General features: G+C 58.2%; 15 protein-coding genes. 8 read left to right on the top strand and 7 right to left on the bottom strand.

All coding sequences use genetic code 11. The annotated features are described in order from the left end of the window. The first annotated feature begins 138 nt into the window (after positions 1–138). The 3 genes from BB934_RS03165 to istB all read left to right on the top strand — a co-directional run bounded on the left by BB934_RS03165 (position 139) and on the right by istB (position 3,238). The gene (locus tag BB934_RS03165) at positions 139–909 is read left to right on the top strand and encodes a DUF1194 domain-containing protein (protein WP_099508336.1); all 771 of its coding nucleotides are present in this window, start codon (positions 139–141) and stop codon (positions 907–909) included. A gap of 77 nt (positions 910–986) precedes the next feature. Continuing rightward, the gene (gene istA, locus BB934_RS03160; RefSeq protein ID WP_157933989.1) at positions 987–2,474 is read left to right on the top strand and encodes an IS21 family transposase; all 1,488 of its coding nucleotides are present in this window, start codon (positions 987–989) and stop codon (positions 2,472–2,474) included. Further along, on the top strand, positions 2,471–3,238 hold the full coding sequence (gene istB / locus BB934_RS03155) for an IS21-like element helper ATPase IstB (protein WP_099508287.1): 768 nt from the start codon (positions 2,471–2,473) through the stop codon (positions 3,236–3,238). The genes istA and istB overlap by 4 nt, the downstream gene beginning before the upstream one ends. A gap of 286 nt (positions 3,239–3,524) precedes the next feature. Here istB and BB934_RS50825 read toward each other — a convergent pair whose 3' ends face one another. Next, entirely contained in the window at positions 3,525–3,788 is a 264-nt protein-coding gene (locus BB934_RS50825; RefSeq protein WP_099508335.1) for a LuxR C-terminal-related transcriptional regulator, read from the bottom strand. A gap of 744 nt (positions 3,789–4,532) precedes the next feature. Here BB934_RS50825 and BB934_RS03145 point away from each other — a divergent pair. Further along, entirely contained in the window at positions 4,533–4,835 is a 303-nt protein-coding gene (locus tag BB934_RS03145; RefSeq protein ID WP_099508334.1) for a hypothetical protein, read from the top strand. 277 nt (positions 4,836–5,112) lie between these two features. Beyond that, complete coding sequence (locus BB934_RS46805; protein ID WP_157933999.1) at positions 5,113–5,280, top strand: hypothetical protein; 168 nt, start codon at positions 5,113–5,115, stop codon at positions 5,278–5,280. Between the two features lie 104 nt (positions 5,281–5,384). Here the strand turns inward: BB934_RS46805 and BB934_RS03140 are convergent, their stop codons facing one another. Continuing rightward, positions 5,385–6,074 carry a site-2 protease family protein gene (locus BB934_RS03140; RefSeq protein ID WP_099508333.1) on the bottom strand — a complete coding sequence of 230 codons (690 nt, stop codon included), beginning with the start codon at positions 6,072–6,074 and terminating at the stop codon, positions 5,385–5,387. A 353-nt stretch (positions 6,075–6,427) separates the two neighbouring features. Between BB934_RS03140 and BB934_RS03135 the strand changes: the two genes are divergently transcribed. Then, positions 6,428–6,907: a Ros/MucR family transcriptional regulator gene (locus BB934_RS03135; protein WP_099508332.1), complete on the top strand. Its 480-nt coding sequence runs from the start codon at positions 6,428–6,430 to the stop codon at positions 6,905–6,907. 430 nt (positions 6,908–7,337) lie between these two features. On the opposite strand, the gene BB934_RS03130 is transcribed toward BB934_RS03135, so the two are convergent. After that, the gene (locus BB934_RS03130; protein ID WP_237050161.1) at positions 7,338–7,793 is read right to left on the bottom strand and encodes a cupin domain-containing protein; all 456 of its coding nucleotides are present in this window, start codon (positions 7,791–7,793) and stop codon (positions 7,338–7,340) included. 366 nt (positions 7,794–8,159) lie between these two features. Further along, positions 8,160–8,588: a YybH family protein gene (locus BB934_RS03125; RefSeq protein ID WP_099508330.1), complete on the bottom strand. Its 429-nt coding sequence runs from the start codon at positions 8,586–8,588 to the stop codon at positions 8,160–8,162. Between the two features lie 409 nt (positions 8,589–8,997). Between BB934_RS03125 and BB934_RS03120 the strand changes: the two genes are divergently transcribed. Further along, the gene (locus tag BB934_RS03120; protein ID WP_099508329.1) at positions 8,998–9,474 is read left to right on the top strand and encodes a GNAT family N-acetyltransferase; all 477 of its coding nucleotides are present in this window, start codon (positions 8,998–9,000) and stop codon (positions 9,472–9,474) included. Between the two features lie 1,013 nt (positions 9,475–10,487). Beyond that, a complete protein-coding gene (locus tag BB934_RS03100) occupies positions 10,488–11,132 on the top strand; it encodes a class I SAM-dependent methyltransferase (protein WP_099508325.1) in 645 nt (214 codons plus the stop codon). Here the strand turns inward: BB934_RS03100 and BB934_RS50820 are convergent. The 3 genes from BB934_RS50820 to BB934_RS03080 form a co-directional block, all read right to left on the bottom strand. Continuing rightward, positions 11,072–11,404 (bottom strand): LuxR C-terminal-related transcriptional regulator, encoded by a 333-nt coding sequence (locus BB934_RS50820; protein WP_099508324.1) that lies wholly within the window; start codon positions 11,402–11,404, stop codon positions 11,072–11,074. The two genes, BB934_RS03100 and BB934_RS50820, sit on opposite strands and share 61 nt — an antisense overlap. A gap of 461 nt (positions 11,405–11,865) precedes the next feature. Next, the gene (locus BB934_RS03085) at positions 11,866–12,477 is read right to left on the bottom strand and encodes a P-loop NTPase family protein (RefSeq protein ID WP_099508322.1); all 612 of its coding nucleotides are present in this window, start codon (positions 12,475–12,477) and stop codon (positions 11,866–11,868) included. A 345-nt stretch (positions 12,478–12,822) separates the two neighbouring features. Beyond that, positions 12,823–13,395: a MarR family winged helix-turn-helix transcriptional regulator gene (locus BB934_RS03080; RefSeq protein WP_099508321.1), complete on the bottom strand. Its 573-nt coding sequence runs from the start codon at positions 13,393–13,395 to the stop codon at positions 12,823–12,825. Positions 13,396–13,508 lie beyond the last annotated feature (113 nt).

The raw sequence follows: 13,508 nt of genomic DNA, 5'->3' as shown, positions 1-13,508 counted from the left end.
CATAACCCGAGGTGTCGCAGACGCAGCCGAGACGGCAGCCCCTTGGCCATCTTTAAAGGCCAGCCTCCCACGTCGCGTCAGGTTTATCCGTTGGTTGTGTGGGCTCGTGCTTCCCAGTTGCTTAGCGAGAGAGCCACCATGGGTGTCTTCTTACAGCTTGCAGGCGCGATGGCTGTCATCCTTGTGTCAGGATTGGCAGCCGCTACCGAGGCACAGGTCCAAGTTGACGCCAACCTTGTCACCACTCTGGATACTTCGGCCTCGGTGGGGCGCTACGAAGAATGGCTTGAGAGAGAAGGCTTAGCCCAGGCCATGACCGACCCACGCTTCCTTGAGGCAGTCCGAACAGGGTCTCATAGGCGCGTCGGGTTTGCCGTGTTCACGTGGTCGAGCCACGGTCACGCGAAGACGCTTGTTCCCTGGACTATGGTCGCCACGCCCGAGGATGCCGCGTGGGTCTCTAAGCATCTGCGCTCAGTTCAACTTATCGAGGAAAGCCAGCTTCTCGACCGCGATATTCCGACAGATCATTACGAAGCCCCCAAAAAGCAGCATCAGACGGATATTGCCCTGGCGATCCGCACCGCATCGGCTCTCCTTAAGGCGGCACCATTCACAAGCCGTCGCTCAGTCATCAACGTCGTCGGCAACGGGCCAAGTAACAGTGGAATGGAGCCTGCCCTGGCACGTGACGCGGCGCTGGAGGCAGGGCAGATCATCAATGGCCTTGTCATCGGCTACGGCCTTGTCAGTGATGTCGGGTATTACCGCACACACGTGATTGGGGGTGCCGGTTCGTTCGTGATGCAGGTTTCCAACCTGGAAGAGATGACTGAAGCTTTCCTGGCAAAATTCCGATTGGATATGAGAACGGCGGTGCAAAATTTGACCACGGTAGCGGCGGGATAGACCCGCTGCGGGCGGCGCAAAAGTCGTCCACCTATTCCCTTTCTGCCGGTTGCAGGGAGGGCTGGGGGATTTTCACCGTGGAACTTTACCGGAAGGTTCGGCTGGCGTGCTCTGAAGGCATGAGCCAGCGCGAGGCGGCGAAGCATTTCAACATATCGCGCGACAGCGTTCGCAAGATGATGGCCTATGCGGAGCCGCCCGGCTATCGGCGTCATGCTCCTGTCCGGCGCCCGAAGCTGGAAACGTTCGTCCCGATCATCGATGCCTGGCTGGAGGGCGATCGGTCGGTTCACCGCAAGCAACGCCATACGGCGAAGCGGGTGTTTGACCGGCTCCGGGAGGAGCATGGGTTCACCGGCGGCTATACGACGATCAAAGACTACATCCGCGAGCGCGAGCGGCGATGCCAGGAGATGTTTGTGCCGCTGTCGCACCCACCCGGCCATGCGCAGGCCGACTTCGGGGAGGCGGTGGTCGTGATCGGCGGGGTGGAGCAGAAAGCGCATTTCTTCGTGCTTGATCTTCCGCACAGCGATGCGTGTTTCGTCCGGGCCTATCCCGCGGCTGTGTCTGAGGCCTGGGTGGACGGCCACATCCAGGCCTTTGCCTTCTTCGGTGCGGTGCCGCAGTCGGTGCTCTATGACAATGACCGCTGCCTGGTGGCAAAGATCCTGCCGGACGGGACGCGCAAGCGGGCGGCGTTGTTCAGTGGTTTCCTGTCGCACTACGTGATCCGGGATCGCTACGGTCGTCCGGGCAAGGGGAACGACAAAGGGAATGTGGAGGGCCTCGTCGGTTATTCCCGTCGCAACTTCATGGTGCCAATCCCGAACTTCCCGAGCTGGGAGACCTTCAACACCTGGCTGGAGGGGCAATGCCGCAAGCGGCAGGATGACAAGCTGCGGGGGCCGGCCGAGACGATCGGCCAGCGCCTGCAGCGGGATACCGCGGCCATGCGTCCCCTGCCGGCCTCGCCATTTGAGGCCTGCGATCAGGCCAGCGGGCGCGTCTCATCGCAGTCGCTCGTGCGCTACAAGACCAACGACTACTCGGTGCCCGTGGCCTGGGGCCATCAGGATGTCTGGATCCGGGGCTATGTCGACGAGGTGGTGATCGGCTGCCGCAGCGAGGTCATTGCGCGCCATCCCCGCAGCTACGAGCGGGAAGAGGTGATCTTTAATCCGCTACATTACCTCCCGTTGATCGAGAACAAGATCAACGCACTCGATCAGGCCGCTCCTTTGCAGGGATGGGACCTGCCCGAGGAGTTCGCGACCTTGCGCGGCTTGATGGAAGTCCGCATGAACAAGCAGGGCCGGCGCGAATATGTGCAGGTGCTGCGGCTGCTGGAACTCTTCAATCTCCCGGATCTCCATGCTGCGGTGAAGCAGGCCCTGCAGATGGGGGCGATCGGCTTCGATGCGGTCAAGCATCTGGTCCTGTGCCGGGTGGAGCGCAGACCGCCGCGGCTGGACCTCGATGTTTACCCCTATCTGCCGAAAGCCAGGGTCGAGAAGACATCGGCGGCGGCCTATATGTGCCTGATCTCGGAGGATGCCGCATGAGCGCTGAAGCTCCCGAGATTTTGCTCGCCCACCACCTCAAGGCGCTCAAACTGCCCACATTCCTGCGCGAGCACCAGAAGCTGGCCCGCCAATGCGCCACCGAGGGGCTTGACCATGTCCGCTTCTTGGCCCGGCTCGTGGAGATGGAGCTGATCGACCGCGAGCGGCGGATGGTCGAGCGGCGCATCAAGACCGCGAAGTTCCCGGCCGTCAAAAGCCTCGACAGCTTCGACTTCGCCGCCATCCCGAGACTGAACAAGATGCAGGTCCTAGAGCTGGCGCGTGGCGAGTGGATCGAGCGGCGCGAGAATGTCATTGCCCTCGGCCCCTCCGGCACCGGCAAGACCCATATCGCCCTGGGGCTCGGGCTGGCCGCCTGCCAAAGGGGACTGTCCGTCGGCTTCACCACAGCCTCTGCCCTGGTCAGCGAGATGATGGAGGCCCGTGACGAGCGCCGCCTGCTTCGTCTCCAGAGGCAGATGGCCGGATACAAGCTGCTGATCATCGACGAACTGGGCTTCGTGCCCCTCTCGAAGACCGGGGCGGAGCTGCTGTTCGAGCTGATCTCGCGACGCTACGAACGCGGCGCCACCCTCATAACCAGCAATCTGCCCTTTGACGAATGGACCGAGACCCTTGGCTCAGAACGCCTTACGGGCGCACTTCTCGACCGACTGACCCACCATGTCAGCATCCTCGAGATGAACGGCGAGAGCTACCGTCTTGCTCATAGCCGATCGCGCAAACGGCAAACATCGTCCTGAAATCAACCCGATGACAATTGGCCCAGGGGGCCAATGCGCCATGGCACGCGCCAGCTATGTGGTCAGCGCGCCCGCCACTGGCCCAGTTTTGCGCCGCCCCGTGGTCGACTTTTGAACCGCCGTTGACAGTTCACGCTCCAAGTCTGAGTGAGCGTCAGCCCGAGGCACTGCGACACGAACTCGGTGAGCGCTTTGCCGCAGCCGCAACCGCGCGAGGTCCCACCTGAGCATTTTCTCGGACGTGCCGAGGGTCTCGATTGAGATTGTGGGGTGCTGTTCGCGGCTCTTACCCGTGGTCCTCCTCTGGGGACAATCCCTCCTCCAGCAATGTCTTTATGTCGGCCAATCCGGTCATTCTCTCGGCATCTCTCGTCCGGACCTTCCTCAAGATCGACCTGATGTACTCCATCACGATTGGCTCAGCTAAACCCATTTCGGAGGAGATCGAGGTGATCTTGTCTCCCTCGCTGACACGCCGCAGGACTTCAGCTTCCACCTGAGAAAAGGCACAAGTATCGGCATTGAGCAGCTTGATGACGGTTCCTGTCATTGCGGTTGCGCAACCAGGGCCGCAAATTTCCGCACGTAGTTTTTCCGTCGTGTACGGTGGCGGGGCTTGAGCATCGACAACGCACGGTGATCCACGTTCGCTTGTGGCAAGGTTCTAATGAACCGGTCGCGCTTGCGCTCACAGCCATCGTTAATCCGTTCCAGATTGGACTGAGGGGATTGAACGAGTGGCTGAAGTTCCGAGGGGCCTCTGAAACTTGTTTCGGCCTCAAGGAAGGAAATTCTATCCAGTACCTGGACAGTCATGCTAAGTCCTATGCTCACCTTGGTGATGATTTAGCAGAAAAATAACATCTTTTCTGTCGGGGATACGACAGTCTTGCAGTAAAACGGCCTGGAGAACGACATTTAAGCTGTGCAGCTATCTTCATAGATGCGATATAGAAGGATAACAGCAAAGCTATTCATCCAAACTCAACTTCAGAGCGGATCGAATCCCGCTGCGGCAAGCTGACCTATACGAAAGAGTTATGATCTTTGTCGGGTTTCAGACAGACACAGGATGCCTCTTCCCGTATTTCCCAGCGCGCCTTCAGAAAACATTCAATCAGCACGGACTGAGACCCGCCTGAATTCTGACACAAGGGTGGTCAGGTGCCGTAGCATTGCCGAGGTGTGCTGAAGTCGAACAGTTTAGGGATGAACCGTTTCTTGAGAATGGGCACGTGCTGAGCTTAAGCACCTCAACAAAGGTGCGGCTCAGCACGACCCGTTGGGAGCCGCAATGCAGAACCAACAGCATGTCTCGTCTGCACTAAACCGCCTGATCGTCGGCGAGAACCAAAGCTTTGACTTGCATGGCTTGTGGCAGAACACATCGCGCACCCTGTCTAATCTCGACTTCGAGCACCAGCATGAGATGCAGCGCTTGGAGCGAAGCAGAACCGAACCGATGCTGAAGAAGCAGATTGTGGAGACCCTGACGCGAAGGCACCGCGAGCGCCGTCAGCCTTACCTGATGCTGATTGCCGAACTCCAGAAGCACCTCTCGTCAACCATGTCAGACGACCTTCAGGCAGCAGGCTAACTGATTTCCGAATTCACCGGCTCATCTGCCCCTACGGGCCGGAACCTCCAAGCGCCCTCAACGGGCGCTTTTTCTTGTTCGCTTCTAAGACTGGGGAGTACCTCAAGCAGCCTTATTCTCGCGGCAGCGCGGGGCTGCGCGACTTCAGCAGCAAATCGTCTCGCAACGCTGAACCATGCTCCGAGTTCGCGCAGAGGGTGAAGGTCAAAATGCTGCTGCATTGGTGCTCTACCTGGAACAGCGGTGTCTCAGACGAACATCAATGGAGACCAGTCCGATGCTGAAACCCTTCTCGCGATATCTGAAGGCTGTCGAGGAGCACCTTCCCTCCGAGCATCACCAGCTTCTGCGCAATAGCCTCTATTTGGCGCTCTTGGACTGGTACGCCGATGGGGTCGAGCCGAGAGATGCTGCGGCTCGGATCAGCGCTGCGGTCGCGGGATAGATTCGGCAACCGAGCACTGCGAGTATCATTCACCGGAGGGTGACACGCCTCATCGAGGTGGCCATGTCAGGCCCAAAGCAGCCTTAGGATAATGCCTGCGCCCGCTACAGCGGTGCCCCAGCGATGGCCCGAAGGATCGGCATGAGCCATTGGAGCGGAGCCGCAACAGCCCATCGGAACAGGTTCAGGTCAGTTCCCATCATTCGTCCAAGCATTGGCAGAAGGAAGATGATCCCGAGGAGGATGAGGAATCCGAAACGCTCCAGCTTTGCGTATTGCCACGCCAGAGCCTTGGGCAGAAGGCTCATGACGACGCGACTGCCGTCCAGAGGCGGGATGGGAAACATGTTGAAGATCGCGAGGATCAGATTCAGCAGGATCGACTGATAGAGGGTCTGTACAAACCACAGGGCCATGTCCTCTGGCAGCAACCCTGCAAGACGGATGAGAGCGGCTGACACCACAGCGAGCACGACATTCGTCAACGGACCAGCGATGGCGACAAGCGCCATATCGCGGCGCGGCTTACCGAGACGCTGGAATGCCACTGGGACAGGTTTGGCCCACCCGAAGAGAAAAGGAGCCTTGGTCAGGAAGAGCAGGGCAGGAAGCAGGATCGTTCCAAACGGGTCTACATGCTTGAGCGGATTGAAGGTGACGCGGCCAAGACGATGCGCCGTATCGTCCCCCAGCCTCCAGGCGGCAAACGCATGGGCCGCTTCGTGGAACGTGATGGCGATGAGGATCGGCACAATCCATGTTGAGGCCGTATAGATAGTGTCGGGCAAGTTCAAACAGCGATCCTCATTGTTGTGTCAGGCATAGACAATCAATTTCGTCCCAGCCGTGAAGGATTCGGCTGTCGAACCTTCATGGGATGAGAATCTACCTTGGGAATGCTGCGAAACACATCCCGAAGGATTGCTTTCATTCATGTAGCCTGTTGCCAATATAAATGATCGCCGGTCAGTTTATCAGAGCCGGTTCGGGAAATGATCTTGCAAAACTCTGTCGAAAGGCATAGGTGCGGCGCAGATCACAGGCGCTTATTGTGCTGCACGGGCCGTTCCTGCTGATCCTGTTAGAGTAACGTCTTGTTCAATTTTCGTCCCCATACCAGTTTCCGTGCAGCCAAGGACACGAAACCATGACTGAGAGCGCAACCGCTCCGAACTATATCGAACTGTCTGCTGACATCGTCTCGGCGTATGTCAGCAACAACTCGGTTCCCGCCGCTGATCTCCCCTCGCTGCTTCAGTCGGTCTACGCGGCCCTGACGAAGACCGTACAGGGCCAGCAAGAAGAGCCCAAGGCTGAGTTGGTGCCCGCTGTCTCGGTGCGGAAGTCCATCACTCCAGATGCTATCATCTGCCTGGAGGATGGAAAATCGTTTAAGTCGCTCAAGCGCCATCTGCGCACGACCTACGACATGACGCCCGAGCAGTACCGCACCAAGTGGAACCTGCCAGCCGATTACCCGATGGTTGCGCCGAACTACGCCAAGGCGCGCTCCGAGCTTGCTAAGACGATGGGGCTCGGCCAGCAGCGCAGGAAGGGCAAGGCTCCGGTCGAGGGTCCTGAAACTGCTGCTCCCGCAAAGGGCCGTCGCTCGAAAAAGGCTGCTTAACTGATCCTGCCATGATCAGGATCGACCATAGCCGGTCAAATAGAATCCTTGAACTCGGTGCTGCGAGGTGCCGAGTTTTCGTTAAGGCTTTCCGCCCCTATGTTGTTGCACGAGACGGCGTCGGCAACGTCGCGCATTGGGTGTGGAATGCCCCGCCAAGGCGGGGCATCGTATATGCAATGATCACCGGAATGTAGGCCAAGCTACTTCGCCGGAACAGGCTCTTTTGCTGGTGTAGATGCTGCCTTCTGAGCCGCTGCATCAGCTTCGTGCTTCAGCTTATCGACAGCCTGGGTGCGCTTAGCCTCAAGCTCCCGCTGGCGATCAGCCTCAGCCTTCGCCCTCTCCTCGGACACATACGATCCGCGATAGTGGCACATGGTGTTCTTCCTCTCTCAATTACCAGTCCGAATGATTGGAACGGCCCGACTCATTGGGATTTGCTCGGATCATCGGCTGGGTTGGCATACTTGATGACGAAGGGACCCTCCGAGTCGATCTGGACCACGGTTTCAGGACCCATGAAGGCAAAGTGGTTCATGTTGGCTGGAAGATCGACAAACCCGCCGCTGGCGAGCTTCTCGGCCTTAGCTTGATCCAGCTTGTCGCCCATGCCGAAATTGAACTCTCCAGAGATCACCGTAACGCGCTCAGCCGTAGGATGGCTGTGAGCGGGAATCTTGTAATCCGCAGGTGCTTTCAACCGGATCGTGAATGGGCCGGTCTTGCTGGGATCACCCGACAAAACGGCAAGCTGTGCGCCTTTGGGCAACACGGATGGAGCCGCTCCCCACTGAAGTTGGTCAGCCCTCATGGCGTGACCTGCCTTGGGGTCTTGGGCCATCAGGGTGCCCGTGGTGGCAAGAAGCAGAGAAGTTGTAAGCATGAATGGCCGCATGGCAAACCTTCCTCTCCGAACATGCTGAACCGAATTGGCCCTCGACCTGGGCCAACCATCAAGGCCGGGAAAGGCTAAGCAGAGCCATGCCTTGCCGATGCGGCTCCTGAAGCCGCTCCCGGTCTGCCGTTCGTGGAGTAAACCGCTACGCTGAAGCCCGTCCGGGTGCCGCAGCGGTCATCACGGCCAAGTTCGGAGGTGGCTCCATGCTGAACCTCCTTTCCGGGGAATGTACCGATCTTCACGGGACCGGTACGCTGCCAAGAGCAGCGGAAAATGCTCTGCCTGTCAGAACGTGCTGTCAAGAACGACAATGCAATGACAGCTTGCCGGTCGCGGGTCCTCTGGACGGAGCTACTTGTTGGTGTTCCAGATGTCGGTGGCAAGTTTCCAGTCGGCTCCAACCTTCTCCCACACCACCACATACTTGCCGGTGACTTGCTGCGATTGTGCCCCTTTGGTCCGGAGAGCGAAGGTCCCAATCTCGCGGGCGGCGTTGTTTCCGAGTGGCTTCACATCGACCGCTGTCAGCTTGATGTCGCCAATCTGGTCAGCAGCAGATTTCCAGAATGTCAGGATCGCGTTCCGGCCCAGTACCATCTCGGCTCCGGGCGGCAGGACAAACGCATCTTCGGTGTAGTGGGCCGCGACGGCCGCTGCATCGCCGGTATTGAACGCCTTCGCGAACTGATCGTTCAGAGTTTGAATGCTTGCCCTGTCCTGTGCCAGGGCAGAAACCGGCAGGCACAGACAGGTGGCTGTAAGGAGGGCATGGGCGCGCATGATGTCGCTCCGCGCAATCAGGAAAGATCATGATATCACTGCTGGCATGCGCTGCCATCTGAGCCCGAACTACCCACTCGGGATGAGGTGCTTCCCTTCGGGTTGATATGGTTTCATGCTCCGGTCGCTGAAAAGGGAGGAACCCGATGGCCGGTAGGGCTCGCATGAGACCGTCATTCAAGAAGCACACCCGCCGCTACAAGGAGATGATTGCCCCGGCGAAGATACTCGAAGGCAGAAGAACCTCGCCAAGAAGCGTCGTTACGCCAACCGCCACGGTTAGCTCCGAAGTTATTTCTCTTGGAGAAGACCTCACCGAGCGTCTTTGAATTCGGTAGTGCTCTGCTCCAGTCCCAGCGCACAATACGGGGCTCTGATGGTCCCGTAGCTATCATAATCGCGAGGCGACATGGGCTCGATGTATCAAGGTGACATTGAGATCATAGAGGCTGATACCCGCCTCCGATATGCTCAGTGCGTTCAAATCAGGACGCGCGTCTTTGTCATTGGCCAGAATGTCCCGGCTGAGCGGGAGATTGATCAACACGAGGATGTCTGCCTGCACTATGTGGCGCTTGCAGGTGCAGTTCCTGTGGGCACTGTCCGATGGCGCACCTATGCTCCTGACACCGCCAAGATTGAGAGACTTGCAGTGCTCGACGGAGCCAGAGGAAGAGGCATAGGGTCAGGCTTGATGGCTTACCTCCTGGACGAGATTCCTCGGCATCCAGAGTTCTCGTATGTCAAGCTTGCTTCCCAGGATCACGCCATACCCTTCTACACGGCTATGGGCTTTGAGGTGATTGGAGATGCCTTCGACGACGGTGGACTTCCCCATCACGATATGATTCTGAAGCTGAGAGTGTGCTCTAATGGAGGTAAATAGCCTGTTTCGTCAGCTTCATTGCTCCTGGTCAGCTTTAGCGTTCAAAGCCTGAGCCTGCTTGAGACTCTCAAGCGTAGCCTTCAGGGCTCCCCGATAGCCGTTGGCCTGGATAAGCAGAGTCATGAACATTGGCTTGGGCAGATCAGGATGACGGAATCCGTTGAGGAGGCTCTAATCCTTCGTGAACCCGTTTCGCTCCATCGCGGCTACAAATTGCTTCTCGGTTAAATCGCGCATTTTCAATTCAGTTTTTTGAGAGCAGTCGTTGAGGTAACGCAGCAACGAGAAGCCGGAATAAACAGGCCGAACGGTATGTGAGAAAGGCCAAAAGGGTGCAGGCCCTATTTGATAAAGGGCATGACACCAGGAGAACCGGTTACCGCCGTTTCCATGGCCACGCGGGATCAGCTTTCTCGCGGAACAGTCGGAGCGCTTCTGAGGACAGACTGAGCAGAGGCTTGGACGTAGTCGGCTGGGCCAGCCTGGGACTACGCCGCTCCTCGCGTTTGTACACGCGCAATGCCTCTGCCGAGAGCTTCGGCAATCCCCCAGTGGCTATCAGGTGACGCAACTCCTGCAAGGTCTTGTCAGGGTCGTCGGGCATGGCTGATCCCGCAGCCGAAGAGCACGGAATCGATATCAGCGCAGAAGGACAAGGAAGGTTCCGTGTTGTGCCCTCCTCAAAAATAGGGGTGATGTGCTGGATTAAATTGTGGGAGTGGCCTCAGCGTCTTGCGCAGCCAAGCTCACCTATCCACATCTCGGCCAAAAGCACCCGGAGGTTGTTCATGCGGCAGAGAGCGCGCGGCTGGATCATGCCCAAGACTGACATCGTTTCGCTGTTGAGGCTAATCGACGAGAGGGTAAGCTCGCCCAGGCTCGGGGTCCGACATCGCGACATCCTGATCCGGCGCTGTGACATCCTGGAAGACGACCTGAACCGTAATCGGCATGATAGGTTGCTCAAACAGCAGGAGACGAAACAAGGGGACGCAGCGTAAAGGAGCTTGGCGATGGACCCCAAGGAGCGGCAAGCACACTGGGAGAATGTCTACCAGACCAAGGCCGAGACTGAAGTCAGTTGGTTTGAGGAGACTCCGGTACTCTCGCTGGATATCATCCACACCGCCGGTGTCGGGAAAGACGCCGCTATCATCGATATCGGCGGTGGGGAGTCCAGGCTGGTCGATGCCCTGCTCAACGAGGGTTATACCGCTCTTTCTGTCCTGGATATTTCGCAAAAGGCTGTTGCTGAGACCCATGCCCGTCTTGGCCAACGCGCGTCACACGTCACGTGGATTGTAGCCGATGTGACCGCTTGGGAGTCTGAGAGGACTTACGACCTATGGCATGATCGGGCAGCGTTCCATTTCCTGACCGAACCTGCCGACCAAGACGCCTATGTGGCGCAACTGGTGAGGGCTCTTCGCCCCGATGGCCACCTGATCATCGGTACATTTGCGCTCGACGGGCCTGAACGGTGCAGTGGCCTGCCTGTGGTTCGCTACGATGCCCGATCTCTGCGCCAAAGGCTTGGGCCATTATTCGAGTTAGTGGAAAGCCGAAATCATGAGCACCACACCCCAGCGGGCCATGTTCAGCGGTTCCAGTTTAGTTGGTTCCATCGTGCGGGTCTGGGTCGGCCACCCAGAGATTGAAGCCGAGTACCGATTCCACCAAGTAGCACTTCGAGCAGTTCCTGCTTCGGCATTGCTACGTCTTCCGATCCGGTCGTTCTCTCGACATCTCGCATCCGGACCTTTCTCAAGAGTGACCTGATGTACTCCTTCACGATTGGCTCAGCTAACCCGAGTTCAGTGGAGATCGAGTTGATCGTGCTTCCTTCGCTGACACGCCGCAGGACCTCAGCTTCCACCTGAGAAAAGGCACAAGTGTCGGCATTAAGCAGCTTGATAACGGTTCCTGTCATTGTGGTTGCCCAACCAGGGCCGCAAGTTCCCGCACATCGTTGTCGCGCCGGTCCTGGTGACGGGATTTGAGCATGGCCAGCGCACGATCCTTCACGCACGTGTCTGGCAAGGTTTGGCTGGGCCTGTTGCGCTCTCGCTCGTACTCATCGTCGATTTGCTTCAGAACAGACTGAAGGGATTGCACGAGTGGCTGAAGCTGGGAAGGTTCTCTAAAGGTGGGATCAGCCTCCCGGTGGGAGGCTCTATCCAGAGTTTGGGTGGTCATGCTGCCCCCTGAAATCCATCTTGATTGATGGATAATTGTCTACCAGCGGAAATCGAATCTTTTCTGTCGGGAAAACGACAGTACAGCAATAAAACTGCTTGAAGCGTTACATTTTAGCAATATAGCTACTTTCATAGGCGCGAAGTGGACTGAAAGTTAGCACTATGCCCCGCCGAAGCAGGCCGCTTACGAATATTATGCAACGCTATCCATAATATTTGCGGTAATCTTCCATGCAGAGAGGCGGTTGCCTTCGGGTTGATTAGCGTGAGCATCCCAGAACGAGAGCACTCGGTCGATCTGCTCCGCTGTCCCCCATTCCCCGATGAGGCACATCACAGGACAGGGCAAATAGCCCAGCCATGTGGCATCAGCCCAAAGGGTGCGTCCGCCGCTCAGACCAGGATCGTACCCTGCGGCCCAGCGGAGGAATGCCTGATGCTGGCCGTACATCTGACCTTCTGGATCAAGCGCCGTTCCGAAACGTGCCCGTTGGCGGCTCTGAAGCCGAGCCAGCCTGATCTTGGTCGGCACATACAGGAACACCACAAGGTCAAAGCTCGGGATCAGAGCATCACCCCAGCCTGCAACGGACCCGGACAGCACCCGTTTGCAGGAGGATTTCGTCGCCTCTAACAAAAGGTGCAGGCGCTCAGGCGTGGTTCGCCTCCTCTGGAAAGGTGGCGTAGTGGGAAGCCAGTAGATATCGTCGCTGTCGAGGTGCTGACACGCCAGCCGTCGCGCGAGCGCCCATCCCAGGGTGGACGACCCGCAACCGGCTGCACCGAAGATGCGAACGCGCTCCAATGGTCGCATCGCTCACCTGAGTAAGCCCAGGCACTGGCGGCACACCGCAGTGATGGCCTGCACGACTTCAGCATCTGATCCTCACGTAGTGCAGGAACGCGCCTGAAGTTTGGCGAGAGGATGGAAGTCAAAATGCTGCTGCATTGGTGCTCTATCTGGAAGAGCGGTGTTTCAGGCGAACATCAATGGAGGCTGCTCCGACGCTGAAACCCTTCTCGCGATATCTGAAGGCCGTTGAGGAGCATCTTCCTGCTGAGCACCACCCACTTCTACGAAATGGCCTCTATTTGGCGATCTTGGACTGGTACACCGATGGGGTCGAGCCGAGGGAGGCCGCTTCTCGAATTAGCGCTGCGGTCGCGGGATAGGTTGCTCCAGCCCATCAGGGCTGTTGGAGGCTTGGTGGGGATGCGCCGTTGGTCGATCCGCTGTGCCGTGCCCAGAGCCGACATCCTGCTCGTTGTTCTCAAGGGCTGATGAGAGGTTCGTCGCGGCTCGCAGGAGAAACTCTTGCAACTGTTTCTGCTCGGCTGAGCTAACGTCTTTCAACAGATCGCGCTCGACCTCGTCCCACAGCCCCTGAAGGCGAGTGAGAGCCATCCGGCCCTTCCGGGTGAGCCTGACCCTGACCGTGCGAGCATCCTTTCGACCCACATCGCGCTGAACGAAGCCCAGCACAGCAAGCCGTGTCACCATCTTGGAAGCAGTCGGAGCGCGCACCCGCAGCATGACGGCAAGTTCGCTCATGGTCAGAGCACCATGGCTGTCGAGAGCCTCAAGCACCTGCTCCTGGCCAGCAAACAGGCCCAGACCGGCGAGCTTCGTGTTCAGGTGAGTGCGGTGCAGCCTCGCAGCTTGCGTGAGAACCCAGCCGATGGTGCGGTCACCAGGATGCTTCAGATCGTTCAAGGTGCTCATGCGATAGGTGCTCAGAGCTTCTCACGAGTTGGAAAACTGGGTTCATCGGAGTTCGTCTTCGGAAGAACTCCAGCGTCACGCAAGGCCAGAGGTTAGCTCGGCAGTCGGGAAAA

The organism is Microvirga ossetica, assembly GCF_002741015.1.
Classification (GTDB): domain Bacteria; phylum Pseudomonadota; class Alphaproteobacteria; order Rhizobiales; family Beijerinckiaceae; genus Microvirga; species Microvirga ossetica.
The sequence above is the reverse complement of the archived record's forward strand: the minus strand, read 5'-3'. Positions and strand labels throughout refer to the sequence as shown.

Excerpts from the sequence above, each read along its gene's own strand:
- BB934_RS03125 (WP_099508330.1), bottom strand. The coding sequence starts at position 8,588 with ATGCGCGCCCATGCCCTCCTTACAGCCACCTGTCTGTGCCTGCCGGTT.
- BB934_RS03145 (WP_099508334.1), top strand. The coding sequence starts at position 4,533 with ATGCAGAACCAACAGCATGTCTCGTCTGCACTAAACCGCCTGATCGTC.
- BB934_RS03080 (WP_099508321.1), bottom strand. The coding sequence starts at position 13,395 with ATGAGCACCTTGAACGATCTGAAGCATCCTGGTGACCGCACCATCGGC.
- BB934_RS03130 (WP_237050161.1), bottom strand. The coding sequence starts at position 7,793 with ATGCTTACAACTTCTCTGCTTCTTGCCACCACGGGCACCCTGATGGCC.
- istB (WP_099508287.1), top strand. The coding sequence starts at position 2,471 with ATGAGCGCTGAAGCTCCCGAGATTTTGCTCGCCCACCACCTCAAGGCG.
- BB934_RS03135 (WP_099508332.1), top strand. The coding sequence starts at position 6,428 with ATGACTGAGAGCGCAACCGCTCCGAACTATATCGAACTGTCTGCTGAC.
- BB934_RS03120 (WP_099508329.1), top strand. The coding sequence starts at position 8,998 with ATGGGCTCGATGTATCAAGGTGACATTGAGATCATAGAGGCTGATACC.
- BB934_RS03165 (WP_099508336.1), top strand. The coding sequence starts at position 139 with ATGGGTGTCTTCTTACAGCTTGCAGGCGCGATGGCTGTCATCCTTGTG.
- BB934_RS03100 (WP_099508325.1), top strand. The coding sequence starts at position 10,488 with ATGGACCCCAAGGAGCGGCAAGCACACTGGGAGAATGTCTACCAGACC.
- BB934_RS50820 (WP_099508324.1), bottom strand. The coding sequence starts at position 11,404 with ATGACAGGAACCGTTATCAAGCTGCTTAATGCCGACACTTGTGCCTTT.
- BB934_RS50825 (WP_099508335.1), bottom strand. The coding sequence starts at position 3,788 with ATGACAGGAACCGTCATCAAGCTGCTCAATGCCGATACTTGTGCCTTT.
- BB934_RS46805 (WP_157933999.1), top strand. The coding sequence starts at position 5,113 with ATGCTGAAACCCTTCTCGCGATATCTGAAGGCTGTCGAGGAGCACCTT.